Source organism: Desulfolithobacter dissulfuricans, from assembly GCF_025998535.1.
Taxonomy (GTDB): domain Bacteria; phylum Desulfobacterota; class Desulfobulbia; order Desulfobulbales; family Desulfobulbaceae; genus Desulfolithobacter; species Desulfolithobacter dissulfuricans.
In genome coordinates this window covers 1,971,038-1,987,467 of record NZ_AP024233.1, presented here as the reverse complement: position 1 = coordinate 1,987,467, position 16,430 = coordinate 1,971,038, and the positions used below count along the sequence as shown (strand labels likewise).

Sequence of the window (16,430 nt, the reverse complement as noted above, 5' to 3'; positions counted from 1 at the left end):
TGAGAGATAATTGTGATGTCCTGCCGCAACACTACCATCAGGGGATGTTTTTATGGAAGTCAAGCATATGCTTCGAATGACAATCGATGGGAATCGATTGATCCGTGAGCATTCCTTTTTCGAGGAATTCAGTGAAAAATTTGGTTTTCCTCCGGAATTTTGCCGTGATCGTGAATCCTGGGTGGATTGCATGTCCTATCTCGATGATGCGGAAATGGGCATGTCCTCTGTTCACTGCAAGCCAGGCGGGGCGGTTATTCTTGAAATAGTAAATGCAAGTTTACTGAAACACCGAAGCCCCACCCAGTACCTGACCCTGTTGGAATGTGCAGCTACGGTCAATTATCGTCGTATGGAAAGTGGGGATCCGCCCCTGCTGATTCTTTCGTTTACAGTGTAACACCGTCACAACCGTCAGCATGGGTACGGATTACAGATCCCCTGGATCGTGGCTGGATCCTTCCGAAGTACAGAGTCTCCCTTCGGTCGCTTTCCTGGTCCAGCCGTGCTGGTTAGGAGAACAGGATGTTAAAGAAAATTTTGCCCCATAGAATAAAGAGCACGTTTATTTTGATCGTATCTGTCGCCTTTCTGGCCATGATTTGCGGATATGTGCAGAACGATTACAAGCAGAAACACGACAAACTTCTGCAGAAAGAACGATTCCGTCTCCATTCCCATTTCGCCATAGTGGAAAATATGCTCAACAGCAAAGCCAACCAGGCTTTGACAATGGCCATGGCCTTTGCGGAAAACAGTGAGCTGCAGAAGGCTCTGGCTGAGCGTAACAGAGAGCGCGTCAAGGAGCTTACCCTTGGCGCTTTTCAGCGGCTGCAAAAGCCGCTTGACCTTGCCCAGTTTCAGGTTCACCTGCCACCGGCCATTTCGTTTTTCCGTGCCCATAAACCCGATAAATATGGTGATGATCTGTCAGGCTTCCGGTTCGCTGTGCTTGAAGCCAACCGGACGGGCAAGCCTGTCGCGGGGATTGAGAAAGGCGTTGCCGGGTTTGGTATAAGGGGCGTGGTTCCTGTTATCTATGAAGGACGGCCGGTGGGGTCTCTCGAACTGGGCTTTAAACTGGATGACAGTCTCCTGATGCCTATAAAGGATAAGTACGACTTCGATATTTCAATTGTTGTTCCCGACGGCAGTGGTTTTGCCTACCTGGCCAAAACCCATTCTCTGACAATTCCTGAAAAGTCCTATCCCTGGTTGCGTAGCGTCATGTGGGGCAACAGGGTCCGTTATAAACAGGTGCAGAAAAACGGCAAGCACCTGTTCACCATTTTTTCTCCGCTCAGGGACTGCAGCGGAAAAGTGATTGGAGTGGTGGCGGTTCCTGAAGATATTTCCTCACAGCTCGTAACCCTCAGAAAAGATCTTGTAAAACAAATAGGGATTGGCGCCGTTCTGCTTCTGGCTCTTGTCATCAGTCTGTATATTCTTTTTGACCGGCTCGTGGACCGTCCTGTGCAGGTGCTGATAGCGAAATTCAAGAAGGCGGGCAGCGGCGATCTTTCACAGAAAATCACTGAAAAAATGCCGGTGATGCCCTGCGCCGCCCTTTCAGACTGTGACCAGGAGGATTGCGATTGTTTTGGTAGGGAGGACCGGTGCTGGGAAACCGTTGGGTCCTTTTCCGCCATTGAGGTGACGTGCAGGAAAATAGTTTCCGGGGTGTACCAGAGCTGCACAGAGTGTAAGGAGGTTTTCCAGCAGGCCAGAATGAATGAATTGCAGGAACTGGGCAGTTACTTTAATGCGTTTTTGTTCAATATGCAGGTCCTCATCGGGAATGCCCGGCGCAGTATGGACAGCATGGCCTCTTCTGCTGATCGGCTGTTAAGTATGGCACAGGATCTGGAAAAAGGGGCTGAGGTTTCGTCCGAAAAAGCCAATGATGTTGCCAATGCGGCAGATACCATGAGTGCGAACATGCATTCCGTGGCCGCTGCCAGTGAGCAGGCAACCACCAATGTCAACATGGTGGCTTCGGCGGTGGAGGAAATGAGCAACACCATTACCGCGATTGCCGGAAAGACAGACCAGGCCAGCTCCATCACAGATAATGCGGTCAACAGGGCTGCAAGTGCCTCGGAAAAGGTTGATCTGCTGGGTTCGGCTGCGGCCCAGATAAGCAAAGTGACGGAAACGATAACGGAAATTGCTGAACAGACCAATCTGCTGGCGCTCAATGCCACCATTGAGGCGGCCAGGGCCGGGGAGGCAGGGAAAGGCTTTGCCGTGGTGGCCGATGAAATCAAGGGGCTTGCCAAACAGGCCTCTGAAGCCACCCTGGAAATACGTCAGAAAGTCGAGGCGATCCAGTCTTCAACCAGTGAAACGGTTTCAGAGATTTATGAAATTTCAGATGTTATCCATCAGGTGAACGAAATTGTCTCTTCCATTACTGCGGATATGGAGGAGCAGGCCAGTGTGACCAGCGAAATAGGGAATAATGTGACCCAGGCAGCCATGGGTCTTGCTGAGGTGAACGAGAACGTCTCGCAGAGTTCGGCCATGGCGGGAGATATTGCCCGTGACATAGATGAGGTAAGTAATATAGCCACATCAATGGCTGGGAATTCGGCAACGGTCAGCACTAATGTCAGAGAGCTTTCCAGGTTGTCGGAACAGTTGCGCGAAATTCTTGGAAGATTCAAGATGTGAACAATGTATCAGTCAAAAAGTGAATTGATACCAAAACTCGGCAGGAGAACGCTTGCCTGGATGACTGTGCTGGCCGGGATCGGGGCTATCACGACGCTTGTTCAGGTTGTTTATCTGCTGATAAACGATTCAGTTATCTGCGTGAACCAGGGCTGCAGTGTGGTCGAGAGTCTGCTCCGCATTCCGCCGCTCTGGTTCAATGGGGCGGGCGCGTTTTTCTTCCTCAGTCTCCTGCTTGCCGCCATAGTGGCCAGATTCAGCCCTGGCGCACAGGTGTTTCTTCGCCTGCTGCTGTTTAGCGGCATGGCGGCAGAAGGGGTGCTTGTCTCGTACCAGGCCTTTGTCGCGCAGACATTTTGTTCCTATTGTCTCTTTATCTGTTTCCTCATCATCGTCATGAACATGCTGGCCGGCTGGCGCCAGGCATGTCTTGCGGTTTTGATGTTTGCCACAGAGCTCATTATCTTTTCCCTGCTGCAGTTTCATAATCCGGGAGCAGGTAAAAAATCGTTCAATATCGATCACGGTACCTATGCCATTAAACGGTGCGCCAGCCCGCAACGGCAGCTGTACCTGCTGTTTTCAAGCAATTGTCCCCATTGCCGCCGGGTACTGGATCTCCTGAGTACCTGCACGCGGTGTGAAGTCCGCTTCAACCCTGTGCAGCAGATAGACAAGCAGGTGCTGCCCGATCTGGTACCCATGGATTCCTGGAACCCGGATATCAATACCCTGGCCCTGAAAATACTTGGGATTGAGACCATCCCGGTATTGATCGAAAAAAGGGCCAACGGGATGCGGTTTATCAGGGGAGAAAGTGATATCATGACGTACCTGAAACAAAATTGCCTTGATCCGCTTCCCGTAGCCGGGGAATCAAAGGATGATTTTTTCCTGTTTGATTTTGCCGGTGAGGACGAGTGCCGCATGGACGTGGATTGTGGTGAACAAATGGAACCACCGGTCAACCTCTCTGATAACAGATAGGCTGAAGGAACCCGGCCCAATGCACGAATACAGTATTGTCCAGTCATTGATTGCAACATGCGCCCGGGTGGCCCGTGAGCACGGTGCGGAAAAGATCGTCAAAATTCATGTGACAGTCGGAAAACTGTCAGGCATTGATCCCCATTTCCTTGAGCAGGCCTATCAGTTTTTCAGGGAAGATACAGTCTGCGAGCATGCCGAGATGGTGCTGGAAACCGAGGAGATAATGGCCAGGTGCCAACAGTGTGATCATACCTTCCATGTGGATGGGTATGTTTTTGTCTGTCCGGAGTGCGACAGCCGGAGCGTGGATATTACCAGCGGAAAAACCCTGCAGATTACCCATATCGAGGTGAAAAACGACTGACAGCCATACAAACTCCCGGCGATGGTATCCCTCCAGGGGATACCATCGCTCAGAACCTGGAATCCTCAATTCATTTCAGGGGGTTGGTCCAGCCAGGTAATAACGGAACTGTCCAGCCAGCCGCTTCGTCCTGTTTCATCGGTGACGTGGATATAGTTGTTATGGTGCTTGTCCGGGGTGACGACCCGTCCTTCTTTAAGCGTTCCCACCGACGCGGCCCCGGCAAAAGGTGAAATCAGGAGTCGCACGTCCGGTGCGATTACCACGCCGTTGTCCCAGTGACGATACGCCAGCAGGGCCGGTGGAACTCCCACCACAACCAGTAACAGACCACAGGTGATCAGGACCCGGGTGAAGGTCCGGGGCAGACCGGGCCAGAGGGATGTTATAAAAACTGTAAGCCCGCAGACAGACAAACCGGTAATGGCCAGCAGGGCCCACTGGTCCGGCGAAAGAATACCGGCCAACCGTTCATAGAGGGGCCGGTTTTCCAGGTACAGCCCATTGTTTTTCCGGACCTGGGTCAAATTGTACCTGGCGTCCTGGTTATCCGGATCCAGCCGCAGGGACCGTTCATAATTGGCAATGGCCCTGCCTGAATGGCCGCTGGCACCATAACTGTTGCCCAGGTTGTACAGCAGTGAGGCCGACACCCCGTTTTCCCTGACGATTTGCAGATACATGGAAGTGGCCTGCTCATACTCCCCACGGCTGTAGGCTTCGTTTGCCTGCTGGAACAATGCGTCCGTGTTTTCCGGAGCTGCCAGTGACGCAGCAACGGAGAAAAAAAGGATTGCTAGGGCGAAAAGGATCGTTTTTGTTTTCATCTTTTTTTCTTCAGGCTCCCAATTTCTCCCTTCAAACTTTCAATTATCCTGCCCATGGTTTCCTGATCCAGCTCTGTGCCCATGTAGCTGGCATGTTCGGCCTGCTCGAAAAGGGAAATGAGCGGTGAGTCTTTTTCAAGACCGGCCCTGAGGTCGGCCAGGGTTATGGCCCGTGGTTCCCTGTTCCAGCGCAGGCCCATGGCCTCCTGGATGGCCGTCCGGCAGGACTTGAGAAATGTGCTGCTGTCACCCGTCGAGGCTGCATTCTCCATGTCCCGGAAGCAGGCTGCGAGTTTCTTATCTACCTCTTTTCTCCGGGTGATCATCGGATCCGCCTCCAGCCGTCGTTGGTGTTGTCTGAGCAGAAGGCCCGTGACCAGTAGAAGCAGGCTCGCGCCGAGCAGGGCCTGAAACCAGGTTTTTTTATACACAGGAGTGATGGCGTGGTACATGCGGCCCAGTTCCGTGTGAATGGGGGCCAGGCCCGGATCAGGATTTTTTGTTTTTTCCCGGGCAACAGGCCGGGGTTTGCTTTTCTGTGGTAAATCTACCTGTTTTTTCGTGCTTTTGCTCTTTTGCAGGTTGAGCGGAATCGAATCACTTGTCAGGGTGATATAGGTCTCTGCATCCGGATCAAAATAGGAAAACGAGACCGGCGGGATTGCTGTGATATTCTGGTCAGTGGGTACGATGATCTGTTCAAAGGACTTTTCTTTTTTATCCTGACCGTTGCCCTGGTCTGTAAACTGGTTCGATGGGGGGTAGGTTTTCCACTCTTTCGGATCGCCGGTAAATACCGGAGCCTGGACCCGGTCAAAATTGCCGGTACCCCGGATCTTCATCTTCAGGGTGATGGGATCACCCACCTTGCCCTCCAGGGGCTCACCGGTCACCGCGAGGCTGAAGGTGCCGATGGCGCCCTTGAAATCAGCAGGCTGTCCTTCTTTTGGCAGGTCTTTGACGTGCATGACCTGCTCCGGACTGACCAGTTTGACCTCCCTGTGGGTATAGTTACCGAAAAAATCATCAAAAAACGGATCATTGAAAAAAGGTGAGAGCGGGCTGGCCGGACGCCGGGTCCTGGTGCGGACCAGCAGGCTGGCATCCAACTCCACTTCCAGGGAAAAATCACCCTCTTTCACCCCGGAAAACGCTCCGTGCCAGGTCACCACTGTATAGGGGATCCCGTCGACGACCTCTTCGTTTTGCTGTGGCTGGTCGTCAAGATATTCCAGCATGAAATTATCACCAATGATACGCGGCGCGGACTTGATGGTCGCCCGTAATCCCTGGCGGAAAAAGGCCTTGATGGTAAAGGGGACCAGTTCGCCCGAGTAGGCGGTTTTTTTGTTTTTTTCCGGAATAATGCGCATGAAGCCGATTTTATCGGCCTCGCCCGAACGTAACCTGGTCTGGGGACCAGCCGGTGGCGGGCCGCCCTTTTTTCCGGCCGGAGGCGCGGTGGTGGAATTGACAGGAAGGATTTTGCAGGTCACGGGCTGCGTTTCCAGGACCTTTCCATCAACCTCGACCTTGATCGGTTTGATGGTATGGGTGCCAGCTTCCAGGGGCTGCACAATGAAGACAAAGGAAATGGAAGAGGAGTATTTGCCATTGATCCACTGCATCTGTCGGTTCTGTCCCTGATAAGCGATCTCAAGGCCGTCTGCCTCGGGCCTGGCAACCTTGGCCGAGCCTGCACCGTTCACCGTCACGGTGAGCAGGGCGGCCTGATCTTCCGGGAACTCACTGGTATTGAGTTCTGCCGTAACCGTCACCTGGTCCGCGGCCAGACCGGCGGTGTTTACGATAAGCCCAAGGATCAGGAAAACGGCCAGGAAAACTGTCGCCCCGAGATATTTTTTGTCTTTTTTGTATCTTTGATCTCTGGTTCTCCGAAAATCCTTCAAGCAGTCAGCCATTACCAGTTCCTCCTGCTCTGTTCGTCGTTTTGGCCTCCCTGCGGTATAAACCGCAGTTCTCCTTCCTCGCCCTTGAGGGCATCGAGCAGTCTTTTGGCTTCCTCAACAGTCATTTTTCCCTGCTTGCGGCGTTGTGCATCGTTTTGATTCATACCAGCCTGACCCTGGTCCCCGGGTTTTCCCTTGCTGCGACTGTTGTTGTCGGCCAGTCCCCGGGATTTGTCCTGGTTTGTATTCTGCTGGTTTTCGGCCTGCTCCGGCTGGCCGGGCCGGGTGTTTTTTTTGTTTCTCTTTTCCTTATCCTGATGGCCATTACTCTGGTTTCTGTTTTTCTGCTCCTGCTCTTTGGACTGGCCGGGATCCGGTTTCTGTTTGCTGTTTTTCCGGTCCTGCTGCTGGTTCGTGCCAGACTGTTTGCGGCCGGACTTCTTTTGTTCCTGTTTTTGTTTTTTGCTGTCCTGCGGCTTTTGCTGTTCCTGGCTTTTCTGTCTGTTGTCTTTGTTTTGCTTATTCTTTTTTTTCTTCTGTTGCAGCTGCCTCTTGAGTTCTTCCAGTCGTTTTTTAACAAGATCACGGTTGTAGGCCGCATCAGGATCACCCTGGTTCAGGGCCAGGCATCCTTCATAGGAGGTGAGGGCCTCTTCCCAGAGTTTGATGGTATGGCCAGGGTCGGTCTGCAGGCTTTTTTCACCAAGGCGGTACTGGGCATTGCCACGATTGTAATAGCTCCGGGCCTGCAGATCGAGATCATCGGTGTGCAGGGCCTGGTTAAAGGAAGCAATTGCCTGGTCAAAAGCACCTTTTTCATAGGCCACGCCCCCAAGGTTAAACTGCAGTACCGGATTATCCGGATCTTCTGCCAGGGTCTTGCGCCAGGTTTCCTCATACTGGCTGTAAGGTCCTGCCTGGATTTTTTCTTTTTCTTTTTGTTCCTGTTTTTCCGCTCCTGCGTGGCTCGTCACAGGATGCAGGGCAGCGAGGGCAAGCAGCAGGATGGCAGCCATGGTTCGGTCACGACTGGACCTGCGGCCACGGGAGCGACGCAGAGATATTCTGTGTCTGTTCAGCGACCAGGACTTTTTGTTCTTTTTCCGCCCAATCAGCAGAAAATCCAGGGCGAGCAGGCAGAGTGCCGCAGCCAGGGGCCACCCAAACCGCTCAATGGGAATCTTGTCCATGCGCCGGCCATGTTCCTCTTTGGGTACCAGGGCCAGTTTTTTCTGATAAATCGTCTCAAAGCCCTGGCCGGTGGTGCCCAGCGGCACGTACAGACCTCCGGTTTCCTCGGCGATTCTGGTCAGCGTTTTTTCATCCAGTCTGGAGGTCACGTACTTGCCGGAAGGGTCTTTGAGGAAGTTTCCCTCTCCAGCGTCCGGATCCGGAATCAGCTCGCCCTGGGGGGTCCCCACCCCGACCGTAAAGATGGTCATCTTATGCTCTTTGGCCTCCCGGGCCGCCTCCAGGGGATTGCCATCCAGGTTTTCACCATCGGTTACCAGGATAAGGATTTTATGGTTGGCTTCATTGGCGAGCACGGTTTCGGCCTGGCGGATGGCATCCCCGATATTGGTGCCTCCTTTGGGGATAATGGTGGTGTCAAGGGCCCGCAGCGAACTGTTGAAAGCCTCGTAATCCGTGGTCAGGGGACACATGAGAAACGAGGTCCCGGCAAAGGGCATGAGGCCTACCCGGTCGCCTTCCAGGCGGCTGACAAAGTCACCAATGGCGAGCCTGGCCCGGTCGAGACGGTTCGGCAGGACGTCCCTTGCCATCATGGACTTTGAGGTGTCCACAGCAAAGAGGATATCAATACCCTTGCGTTTCACCTCCACCCAGCGGTCTCCGTACTGCGGCCTGGCCAGGGCAATAAAACAGCAGAACACCCCCAGAAGAAAGAGGATTTTTTTGGTTCGGCGCATGGAGACGGATACGTTTCCGGTCAAGTGGGGAAGCAGGTTTGGCGCGGCAAAACGTTCCAGGTTTTCCCTCCGTTTTTTACCGGCATAGCGGATAAACAGGTACGCGCAGGTGAGCGAAAGGGTGCCTGCGGCAAGCCAGTATGGCCAGGCAAATGTGATATGCATGGTTATGGCAGCCTCCTGCGGGATACAACCAGTTCCACCGCGAGCAGCCCAAGGGCCGCGAGCACGAACCAGTGAAACAGTTCCCGGTACTGGGAAAAATGCTTGATGGTTCTGGTCGTGGCTTCCATGGCATTGATTTCATCATAGATCTTTTCCAGGGATTTTGTATCTGTGGCCCGGAAATAACGGGCCCCGGTGATTTCAGCCACCCTGGAAAGGGTTTTTTCGTCGATATCGACTTTCATCCGGATAAGCCGTCTGCGGCCAAACTGGTCACGCACCGGCATGGGCGCCTCGCCCCGGGTACCGGCACCAATGGTGTATACCTTGATGCCAAGCGTTTCCGCTGCCTCGGCGGCGGTGAGCGGCGATGCCTTGCCGGCGTTGTTCATGCCGTCGGTCAGGAGAATCATGATGCGCGATTTGGCATCACGGTCCCGCAGCCGGTTGGCTCCGGAGGCAATGGCCGAGCCGATGGCAGTGCCGTCTTCCACCATGCCGATTCGCAGGGATTCGAGTCGCTCCTGGAGCCAGTTGTGGTCCAGAGTCAGGGGACAGACCAGGTACGGTCTCCCGGCAAAGGCAAGCAACCCGATGCGGTCATTGGGCCGGTCCCCGATGAACCGGGAAACCACGGATTTAACCACTTCCAGCCGGTTGACCCGCCTGTTATCAAGGGTAAAGTCCAGGGCCTCCATGGATCCGGACACATCGACAGCCAGGAGAATGTCAATACCCGAAGCCTGGATTTCTGTCGTGGTGTTGCCCATCTGCGGCCTGGCCAGTCCGATGATGAGCAGCCCCAGCGCAGCGAGGCGCAGCAGGCCGAGCAGTTTTCCGGGCCGTGCCTTTCGTACCCCGGCAAGTGTTGCTATCTGCGAGACATTGGAAAACACCAGGGCCGGTGCCGGACCACGCCTGCCACGCAGAAAACCAAGCAGGGGCAGCAGGAGCAGCAGCCAGAGGAGTTGCGGGTTATGGAAGGTGAATGTTTCCATTTTGTTATTTCATTACCACTGAAATTCATCCACCGATGGATGAAGGTGTCGACCTCACTTGTTGCACGGGTGTCTGTGGCCTGGATGGCCACAGTCAAGCCCCCAGGGACGGGTTTATGGCGTCCCGTGCAACAAGCGAGGCCCGACACCGGTTTCAATGCTGAAGATTGATGGTAATCACATTTTTTCTTTTTCCGCTTGGCCCGGTTTTCTTTTTGTGCACTGGATAAACTGATCCGCCGCACCAAGTATCTGCTCTATTTCTTCTCTGGCCGGCTGGCACCGGGCGAACTTTGCCTTATCGCTCTGCTCCAGGACCTGTTGCAGTACCTCCGTGTTTCCGGTGAGTTCCGGGGGCAGATGCCGGGATCCATCCATCAGCTCGTTGATGAATTCGCGCGTGGTCAGGGTGGGAGCTGCTATCCGGAACCGGTCTTCAATATAGGTACGAAGGATATCAGCTGTCCGCGCTGCCAGGTCACAGGTTGTACTGGTATCCAGCCGTTCCCGCACCTCGGCCAGCCGGGCCAGCGCTTTTTCATGGGCCGGTGCAGCCCGCCTGCTGCTCTGTTTTTTACGAAAATAAAAAAGCAGAGCTGTTATCAGAAGGAGGGCTGCAAGCGCCCCGATCAACCACGGCAGCCAGTTAAAGCCGGATTCCAGGACAATGGGGCCTTTGATCGGACGGATATCTTTTATTTGCGCGGTATTCATCGGCCCATCCTCCTCTGTCGTAAACCGAAAAAGGTCATGAGCGCGCCAGTGTAATCCCTGTCCGTGTGCAGTTCCAGAAGGTCAACCCCAGCAGACCGCACCGTACGGCCAAGCAGCCGGCAGCGTTCTCCGGCCAGTTCCCGGTACCGGGCACGGGTCGACTGGTCACCGGTATCAAGCAGGATCTGTTCCCCGGTTTCGGCATCTTCCAGGGTGATCCAGCCCACATCAACCAGCTCGTGTTCCCGCGGATCGGTCACCGAGACCGCGATCAGGTCGTGCCTGCGGCCGGTGATCTGCAGTTTCGGGCGTATCTGCTGCAGGCTTTCTTCGTACTTGCCTGGCAGACAGAAGTCAGAGAGGAGAAAGGTGACGCATCTTTTTTGTTTACTGACCCGGTTGATGAAATCCAGGGCTGCGCCGATATCTGTTTCCCGGTGTTCGGGCTCGAAAAAGAGAATCTCCCGGATAACTCGCAGGACATGCGACTTGCCCTTGCCCGGCGGGATGTAGAGTTCGACAAAATCGGTAAACAGGATAAGCCCGACCTTGTCGTTGTTGCGTATGGCGGAAAAAGCCAGGACCGAGCCCAGCTCGGCCATGTATTCCCGTTTGGACCGGGCTGTGGAGCCAAAGTCCCCTGAGCCGCTGATGTCGATCATCAGCATGATGGTCAGCTCCCGCTCTTCGGTGAACTTTTTGACATGGGCAGTCCCGGTGCGGGCGGTGACATTCCAGTCGATGGTGCGGATCTCGTCGCCGGGGACGTATTCGCGCACCTCGTCAAAATTCATGCCCCGTCCCTTGAAGACAGAGTGGTAACTCCCCGCCAGGGTGTCGTCCACCAGGCGGCGGGTCCGAACTTCAACCTGCCGGACTTTTTTCAGGATTTCCCTGGTAATATTTTCTTTTTCTTTTTTGTTTTTCATGAATAAACGAGCGTTCTCGACATGTCTGGCCTGACCTCCAACGCACAACTCCCATGCTCTACGGTACGGCAATGGTATCGAGAATTTTCCTGATGATATCCTCGCTGGTGATGTCCTCGGCCTCTGCCTCGTAACTGATCCGGATTCGGTGCCGCATGACATCCAGGGCGCAACCTTTAATGTCGTCGGGAATGACATAGCCGCGGCCGTTTAAAAAGGCGAGTGCCCGGGCGACCACTTTCAGGTTGATGGTGGCCCGGGGCGAAGCACCGGTTTCGATGTACTCCTGCAGATCCAGATTGAACCGGCGCGGGTCCCGGGTGGCATAGACCAGGGAAACAATGTAATCCTTGAGCCGGTCATCAAGGTAGATGGAGTCCACCACCCTGCGTGCCGCCAGGATATCATCGGGCGAGATAATGGCCCGGACCATGGTGCTGGAATCCGTGTGTTCCACCTGATCGAGAATGGCCCGTTCCTCTTCAATGCTCGGGTAATCCACAACCACTTTGAGCATGAACCGGTCCACCTGGGCCTCGGGCAGGGGATAGGTGCCTTCCTGTTCAATGGGGTTCTGGGTTGCCAGCACCAGAAAAAGCTCGGGAAGGCGGAATGTCTGCTCGCCGATTGTCACCTGCTTTTCCTGCATGGCCTCCAGCAGGGCCGACTGAACCTTGGACGGCGCCCGGTTGATCTCGTCGGCCAGAATCATGGAGGCAAAGATCGGTCCCTGCTTGACTTCAAAGGAGGTGTCACGGGGATTATAGATCTCCGTACCAATGATATCTGCCGGCAGCATGTCCGGCGTGAACTGGATCCTTCGGAAATCCGTGGCAATGGCCTGGGAAAGGGTTTTTACCGCCAGGGTTTTGGCCAGGCCGGGCAATCCTTCGAGCAGGATATGGCCGCCGGTCAAAAGCCCTGCCAGGAGCCGCTCGATCAGATGATCCTGGCCGATGATAACCCGGCGTATTTCGTTTTGCAGGGGCTCAACCCAGGCGGCCGCCTGTTTGACCGCGCTGTTTAATGCCTTGATATCAGGTTGCTCTGCCGTCTTTTGGTCCATCGCCACGCCCCGGGGAACCGGCGGGATAGTGCTGCTGCTGTCTGTGGCTTGATTGATCATGGGTGCTCCTTTTGTACGAATATGAGCGATGTTATCTCTTTGAGGGACACCATTGCTGGAACCTGTTTCAGTCTTCTGCAAATGCAGCTTTCTCTGCTGATCAGCAGGAAGTATCCCAACTTCTGAAGCCGGGACCCTGAATGCAGAATCAAAAATAACCGGTTATTCTTACCGGAACCTTTCGGGAAGATTACAGATGTGTAATGTGGGAGGGAAGGGGCAGGGAAACGATAAAGGTCGAGCCTTTGTTCAGTTCACTCTGTACCTCGATATGCCCCTTGTGGGCAATGACCATGGCCTGGGCCAGGGTCAGCCCCAGGCCGAGCCCCTGTTTGCTGCGGCTCCGGTCTCCGCGATAGAGGCGTTCCCAGATGCGTTCTATCTCGGAAGAAGAGATGCCCATGCCATTGTCGGCTATGCTCACGATTGCCAGGTTGCCTTGCTGTTTCAGGGTGATGGTTACCCGGGTGGCGCCGTACTTGATCGCATTGTCAAGGAGGTTGGCAAAGACCTGCTGCATACGTGGAGGATCAATTTCCACCACAGGATCAGCCTCTTGAAGGTACTCGATATGAACATCCTGTTCTTCTGCGATAATTTCGTAGAGTTCCAGGACATCCTGAAGGATTTTTGCAAGCGAAACCGGCTGCAGGTTGAGCTGGACCGTGTCGGCCTCGGCCTCGGCCACGCTGAGCATGGTGTGGAGCATGGAGAGCACGCGCTCCGACTCTTCCAGACAATCGGCCAGGGCATCGCGTAATCTGTCAGGATCCTCTTCCTGCAGACCGTATTCTGCAATTGTTCGCAGCCGGGTCATGGGCGTGCGCAGGTCGTGGGCCACATTGTCCATGGATTCACGCAGTTCCGTGGCCAGCCGCTCGTGACGTTCCAGCAGCCGCCTGACCGCCTGGACGAGTTCAGGACCGTTTTGGGAAAAATCATTCGTCAGAGCAGGCGACTGCGGGTTCCGGGCAGTCTGATCGATGATCCGGCAGAGCTGCCGGACCTGTTGCTGTTGCTTATTTTGCCAGTACCAGGCCGGCACCAGGACAAGCGGAGACAGTAAAAGCCCTAACCAGAGAATGCGCTGGCGCAGCATCTGATACAGGGCAAACAGTTTCCGGGTATCGAGACCGAGCTGGACGGTCAATCCGTCCGCTGTTTTCCGGGAAAGAATGGTCCAGCTGCCGTGCTGTCCGGGATCATCCAGGCTGATCCATGTCTTGTTCAGTACTGGGGGCAATGTGTTGAAGTCAGGGACAGATTCCGTATCATTTCCCGTTACCAGGATGAGCTGGACGTCCGGGCCGGTGACCCGCAGAAAACCGGCTCCATAGGCAGATGGCACCGTAAAATGGTGCTGTATTCCCCTGATACCGGTCCGGTCAAGGAGTTCGATGGAATGAGCCAGGAGCTTCCCGGTTTCAGTTCGTGCCTGCGTTTGCAGGATGTATTGCATGGTCAGCAGAACAGCGAGGAGCAGAATCAGATACACGGCCAGGCAGGGGAGGCTGCGGCGCAGGAGTGTTGTCATTTCGGAAAAGTCAGTTCGCCTGGGAAAAAACATAAGCCATACAAATGACAGGATAGAGGTCGTGAAGATTTTTTTTGTCTCACTCTCGTGCCGCTCCACGCCACACAGCGTGAGGCCGCCGCTTCTGGATCAGGGCGCCTGTGCCTGGCTGGAGTTATCATATACTCGAGCCGGGCTGTTGTCACTCTGAGACTGAAAAGACCATTCCTGATTGTCCGTACGGACCACTTTCCTTAACTGCAAAAAAGTTTTTGTGATTACCACTGAAATTCAGCCACCGATGCCTGAAGGTGTCGGCCTCACTTGTTTCACGGGTGTCTGTGGCCTGGATGGCCACAGTCAAGCCCCCAGGGACGGGTTTATGGCGTCCCGTGAAACGGGTGAGGTCGACACCGGTTTCAATGCTGAAGATTGATGGTAATCAGAAAAGTTTTTCCAATACCTGTTTTGTCCCCTTGTCCACCCGCTTTTGCTGGTGTATTTTTTGTCTGCAGAGGATCGATCGCTCATGAGGACTTTTGTGGCACCTGGCTGTTCTTCAGGATGTCACGGAACCCGAACGTATCTCTGTTTTCAATATCCCAATGCAGTACCGGCAACCTTCCGACACGATAACATCAGATCCGCAGCAGCTCTTTACCCGGGCCGTGGCCATGCACCAGCAGGGCAATATGGAGGCTGCAGAAGAAGCGTACCACCAGGTGCTTGGTATCCTGCCCGGTCATCCCAAGGTGCTTGCCAACCTGGGCCTTCTCTATGCCACCACTGGCCGCCGTGACCGGGCTATCCAGTGTTACCGGCAGGCCCTGGAAAAGGCACCCCAGGATCCATCCATCCATATCAATCTCGGGGCCCTGCATGAGGAAGAGGGACAGGGGCAGGAGGCGCTGTTCTGTTATCGCCGCGCCCTGCAGGCTGATCCGGCAAATGCCATAGCGCATAACAACCTGGGCAAGCTGCTTGCCGACCTGGGCAGGACAGCCGAGGCGGCACATCATCTGGAACTGGCCCTGCAGGAAGAGCCGGATTATCCCCTGGCCCTCAACAACCTGGGGGTGGTATATGCCAAGATGGACCGGTTACAGGAGGCGGCAGACTGTTTTCGCCGCAGTCTGGATCTGGTGCCCGGTGACGTGCGCATGCACTACAACCTGGCCGGTGTCTACCTGAGTGACGGCCGGTCGGGCCAGGCAAAAGAGCAGTTGCAGCAGGTGCTGGAGCAGGATCCCCGGCACGCGCCTGCCCGCCACCTGCTCGCGGCATGTACCGGCCAGACCACTGCTCAAGCGCCGCCATCTTATGTGCAGGACGTTTTTGACCGCTACGCGGGCCATTTTGATACCCATATCCAGGAGGTTCTGGGCTATACCGTGCCACGGGATCTGCGCACCCTGTTCGATGATCTGGCTCCGGAAGGTCTCCCCCTTGCCCGGGGGGTGGATCTCGGCTGCGGCACCGGTCTTGCCGGGCAGGTCTTCAGGGACCTGGTCGGTGACCTGACCGGTGTGGATCTCTCCAGCGGTATGCTTGCCCAGGCGCGGGCCAAAGCAGTCTATGACCGGTTGCATCAGGGTGACATCGTGGCCTTTCTGGGGAACACGGACCAGCGGTTTGACCTGCTGCTGGCCGCCGATGTCTTTATCTATCTCGGAGATCTGCAACCCGTTTTTGCTGCCATGGCAGCCTCTACTGTTCCGGGCGGGTGGTTGCTCTTTTCAGTGGAAGACTATGCGGCCGGAGAGAAGAAGAGGGGATATGTCCTGCGGGAATCAGGCCGCTATGCCCATGACGACACCTATCTCAGGACACTCGCAGCCGAGCACGGTTTTACGGTTCGGGCCACTCGAACCCAGGGAATCCGTCGGGAAAAGTGCGGCTGGATAGATGGACGCCTCTATGTACTGCAGAAAAACGTTCAGCCGTCAGGGGAAGCCCGAAAAAGCTAGAAGTGCAGGGGACGATATACTGCCTGCCCGGTGGCAGAAAAAGAACGGGAGCCCGAAGGCCCCCGTTCTTTTTTAGTTTGCCCGGCATGGCGGGCAAACCCAGCCTGTGTTAAGCAGGCGTCACCCTGACCAGGGGGAAGACAATCCGAATCGTAAGGGCGTTGCTGGTAACGGCAGGGTCTGAAGGAAGCGATAGGAAGTGAGCGGCACATAGCGCAAGCGAACCTGATTCGGCGTATCAGGAGGGTAAGCGTCCTAAATAGCGCGAAGCCCGATACCTGGTCAGTCCTGATACGTGATTGAGGATGTGGTCGCTCACAGGG

13 protein-coding genes are annotated in these 16,430 nt (G+C 55.0%); 5 read left to right on the top strand and 8 right to left on the bottom strand.

Annotated elements, in window-relative coordinates; all coding sequences use genetic code 11:
* Positions 1–67: 67 nt before the first annotated feature.
* From GF1_RS08805 to hypA, 4 genes are all read left to right on the top strand, one after another.
* Positions 68–400, top strand: coding sequence for a barstar family protein (locus GF1_RS08805; protein WP_267926159.1), 333 nt, complete (start codon positions 68–70; stop codon positions 398–400).
* A 125-nt stretch (positions 401–525) separates the two neighbouring features.
* A complete protein-coding gene (locus GF1_RS08800; RefSeq protein WP_326491542.1) occupies positions 526–2,673 on the top strand; it encodes a methyl-accepting chemotaxis protein in 2,148 nt (715 codons plus the stop codon).
* Between the two features lie 60 nt (positions 2,674–2,733).
* A complete protein-coding gene (locus tag GF1_RS08795; protein WP_267926158.1) occupies positions 2,734–3,660 on the top strand; it encodes a vitamin K epoxide reductase family protein in 927 nt (308 codons plus the stop codon).
* A gap of 19 nt (positions 3,661–3,679) precedes the next feature.
* Positions 3,680–4,027: a hydrogenase maturation nickel metallochaperone HypA gene (gene hypA / locus GF1_RS08790; RefSeq protein WP_267926157.1), complete on the top strand. Its 348-nt coding sequence runs from the start codon at positions 3,680–3,682 to the stop codon at positions 4,025–4,027.
* A 65-nt stretch (positions 4,028–4,092) separates the two neighbouring features.
* Here hypA and GF1_RS08785 read toward each other — a convergent pair whose 3' ends face one another.
* From GF1_RS08785 to GF1_RS08750, 8 genes are all read right to left on the bottom strand, one after another.
* Positions 4,093–4,854 (bottom strand): tetratricopeptide repeat protein, encoded by a 762-nt coding sequence (locus GF1_RS08785; RefSeq protein ID WP_267926156.1) that lies wholly within the window; start codon positions 4,852–4,854, stop codon positions 4,093–4,095.
* Complete coding sequence (locus GF1_RS08780; protein WP_267926155.1) at positions 4,851–6,776, bottom strand: BatD family protein; 1,926 nt, start codon at positions 6,774–6,776, stop codon at positions 4,851–4,853. The genes GF1_RS08785 and GF1_RS08780 overlap by 4 nt, the downstream gene beginning before the upstream one ends.
* Positions 6,776–8,860 carry a VWA domain-containing protein gene (locus GF1_RS08775; RefSeq protein ID WP_267926154.1) on the bottom strand — a complete coding sequence of 695 codons (2,085 nt, stop codon included), beginning with the start codon at positions 8,858–8,860 and terminating at the stop codon, positions 6,776–6,778. Before GF1_RS08775 ends, GF1_RS08780 begins: the two co-directional genes overlap by 1 nt.
* 2 nt (positions 8,861–8,862) lie before the next feature.
* Positions 8,863–9,858: a vWA domain-containing protein gene (locus GF1_RS08770; protein ID WP_267926153.1), complete on the bottom strand. Its 996-nt coding sequence runs from the start codon at positions 9,856–9,858 to the stop codon at positions 8,863–8,865.
* A gap of 177 nt (positions 9,859–10,035) precedes the next feature.
* Positions 10,036–10,572, bottom strand: coding sequence for a hypothetical protein (locus tag GF1_RS08765; RefSeq protein ID WP_267926152.1), 537 nt, complete (start codon positions 10,570–10,572; stop codon positions 10,036–10,038).
* Positions 10,569–11,501, bottom strand: a complete 933-nt coding sequence (locus GF1_RS08760) for a DUF58 domain-containing protein (protein ID WP_267926151.1) — start codon at positions 11,499–11,501, stop codon at positions 10,569–10,571. The genes GF1_RS08765 and GF1_RS08760 overlap by 4 nt, the downstream gene beginning before the upstream one ends.
* Positions 11,502–11,559: 58 nt before the next feature.
* Complete coding sequence (locus tag GF1_RS08755; protein WP_353740456.1) at positions 11,560–12,567, bottom strand: AAA family ATPase; 1,008 nt, start codon at positions 12,565–12,567, stop codon at positions 11,560–11,562.
* Between the two features lie 250 nt (positions 12,568–12,817).
* Positions 12,818–14,161 (bottom strand): sensor histidine kinase, encoded by a 1,344-nt coding sequence (locus GF1_RS08750; RefSeq protein ID WP_267926149.1) that lies wholly within the window; start codon positions 14,159–14,161, stop codon positions 12,818–12,820.
* 584 nt (positions 14,162–14,745) lie between these two features.
* Here GF1_RS08750 and GF1_RS08745 point away from each other — a divergent pair.
* Positions 14,746–16,107 carry a tetratricopeptide repeat protein gene (locus GF1_RS08745; protein WP_267926148.1) on the top strand — a complete coding sequence of 454 codons (1,362 nt, stop codon included), beginning with the start codon at positions 14,746–14,748 and terminating at the stop codon, positions 16,105–16,107.
* The last annotated feature ends 323 nt before the right edge of the window (positions 16,108–16,430 follow it).

Excerpts from the sequence above, each read along its gene's own strand:
- GF1_RS08780 (WP_267926155.1), bottom strand. The coding sequence starts at position 6,776 with ATGGCTGACTGCTTGAAGGATTTTCGGAGAACCAGAGATCAAAGATAC.
- hypA (WP_267926157.1), top strand. The coding sequence starts at position 3,680 with ATGCACGAATACAGTATTGTCCAGTCATTGATTGCAACATGCGCCCGG.
- GF1_RS08745 (WP_267926148.1), top strand. The coding sequence starts at position 14,746 with ATGCAGTACCGGCAACCTTCCGACACGATAACATCAGATCCGCAGCAG.
- GF1_RS08800 (WP_326491542.1), top strand. The coding sequence starts at position 526 with ATGTTAAAGAAAATTTTGCCCCATAGAATAAAGAGCACGTTTATTTTG.
- GF1_RS08795 (WP_267926158.1), top strand. The coding sequence starts at position 2,734 with ATGACTGTGCTGGCCGGGATCGGGGCTATCACGACGCTTGTTCAGGTT.
- GF1_RS08755 (WP_353740456.1), bottom strand. The coding sequence starts at position 12,567 with ATGGACCAAAAGACGGCAGAGCAACCTGATATCAAGGCATTAAACAGC.
- GF1_RS08785 (WP_267926156.1), bottom strand. The coding sequence starts at position 4,854 with ATGAAAACAAAAACGATCCTTTTCGCCCTAGCAATCCTTTTTTTCTCC.
- GF1_RS08750 (WP_267926149.1), bottom strand. The coding sequence starts at position 14,161 with ATGACAACACTCCTGCGCCGCAGCCTCCCCTGCCTGGCCGTGTATCTG.
- GF1_RS08770 (WP_267926153.1), bottom strand. The coding sequence starts at position 9,858 with ATGGAAACATTCACCTTCCATAACCCGCAACTCCTCTGGCTGCTGCTC.
- GF1_RS08805 (WP_267926159.1), top strand. The coding sequence starts at position 68 with ATGCTTCGAATGACAATCGATGGGAATCGATTGATCCGTGAGCATTCC.
- GF1_RS08775 (WP_267926154.1), bottom strand. The coding sequence starts at position 8,860 with ATGCATATCACATTTGCCTGGCCATACTGGCTTGCCGCAGGCACCCTT.
- GF1_RS08760 (WP_267926151.1), bottom strand. The coding sequence starts at position 11,501 with ATGAAAAACAAAAAAGAAAAAGAAAATATTACCAGGGAAATCCTGAAA.
- GF1_RS08765 (WP_267926152.1), bottom strand. The coding sequence starts at position 10,572 with ATGAATACCGCGCAAATAAAAGATATCCGTCCGATCAAAGGCCCCATT.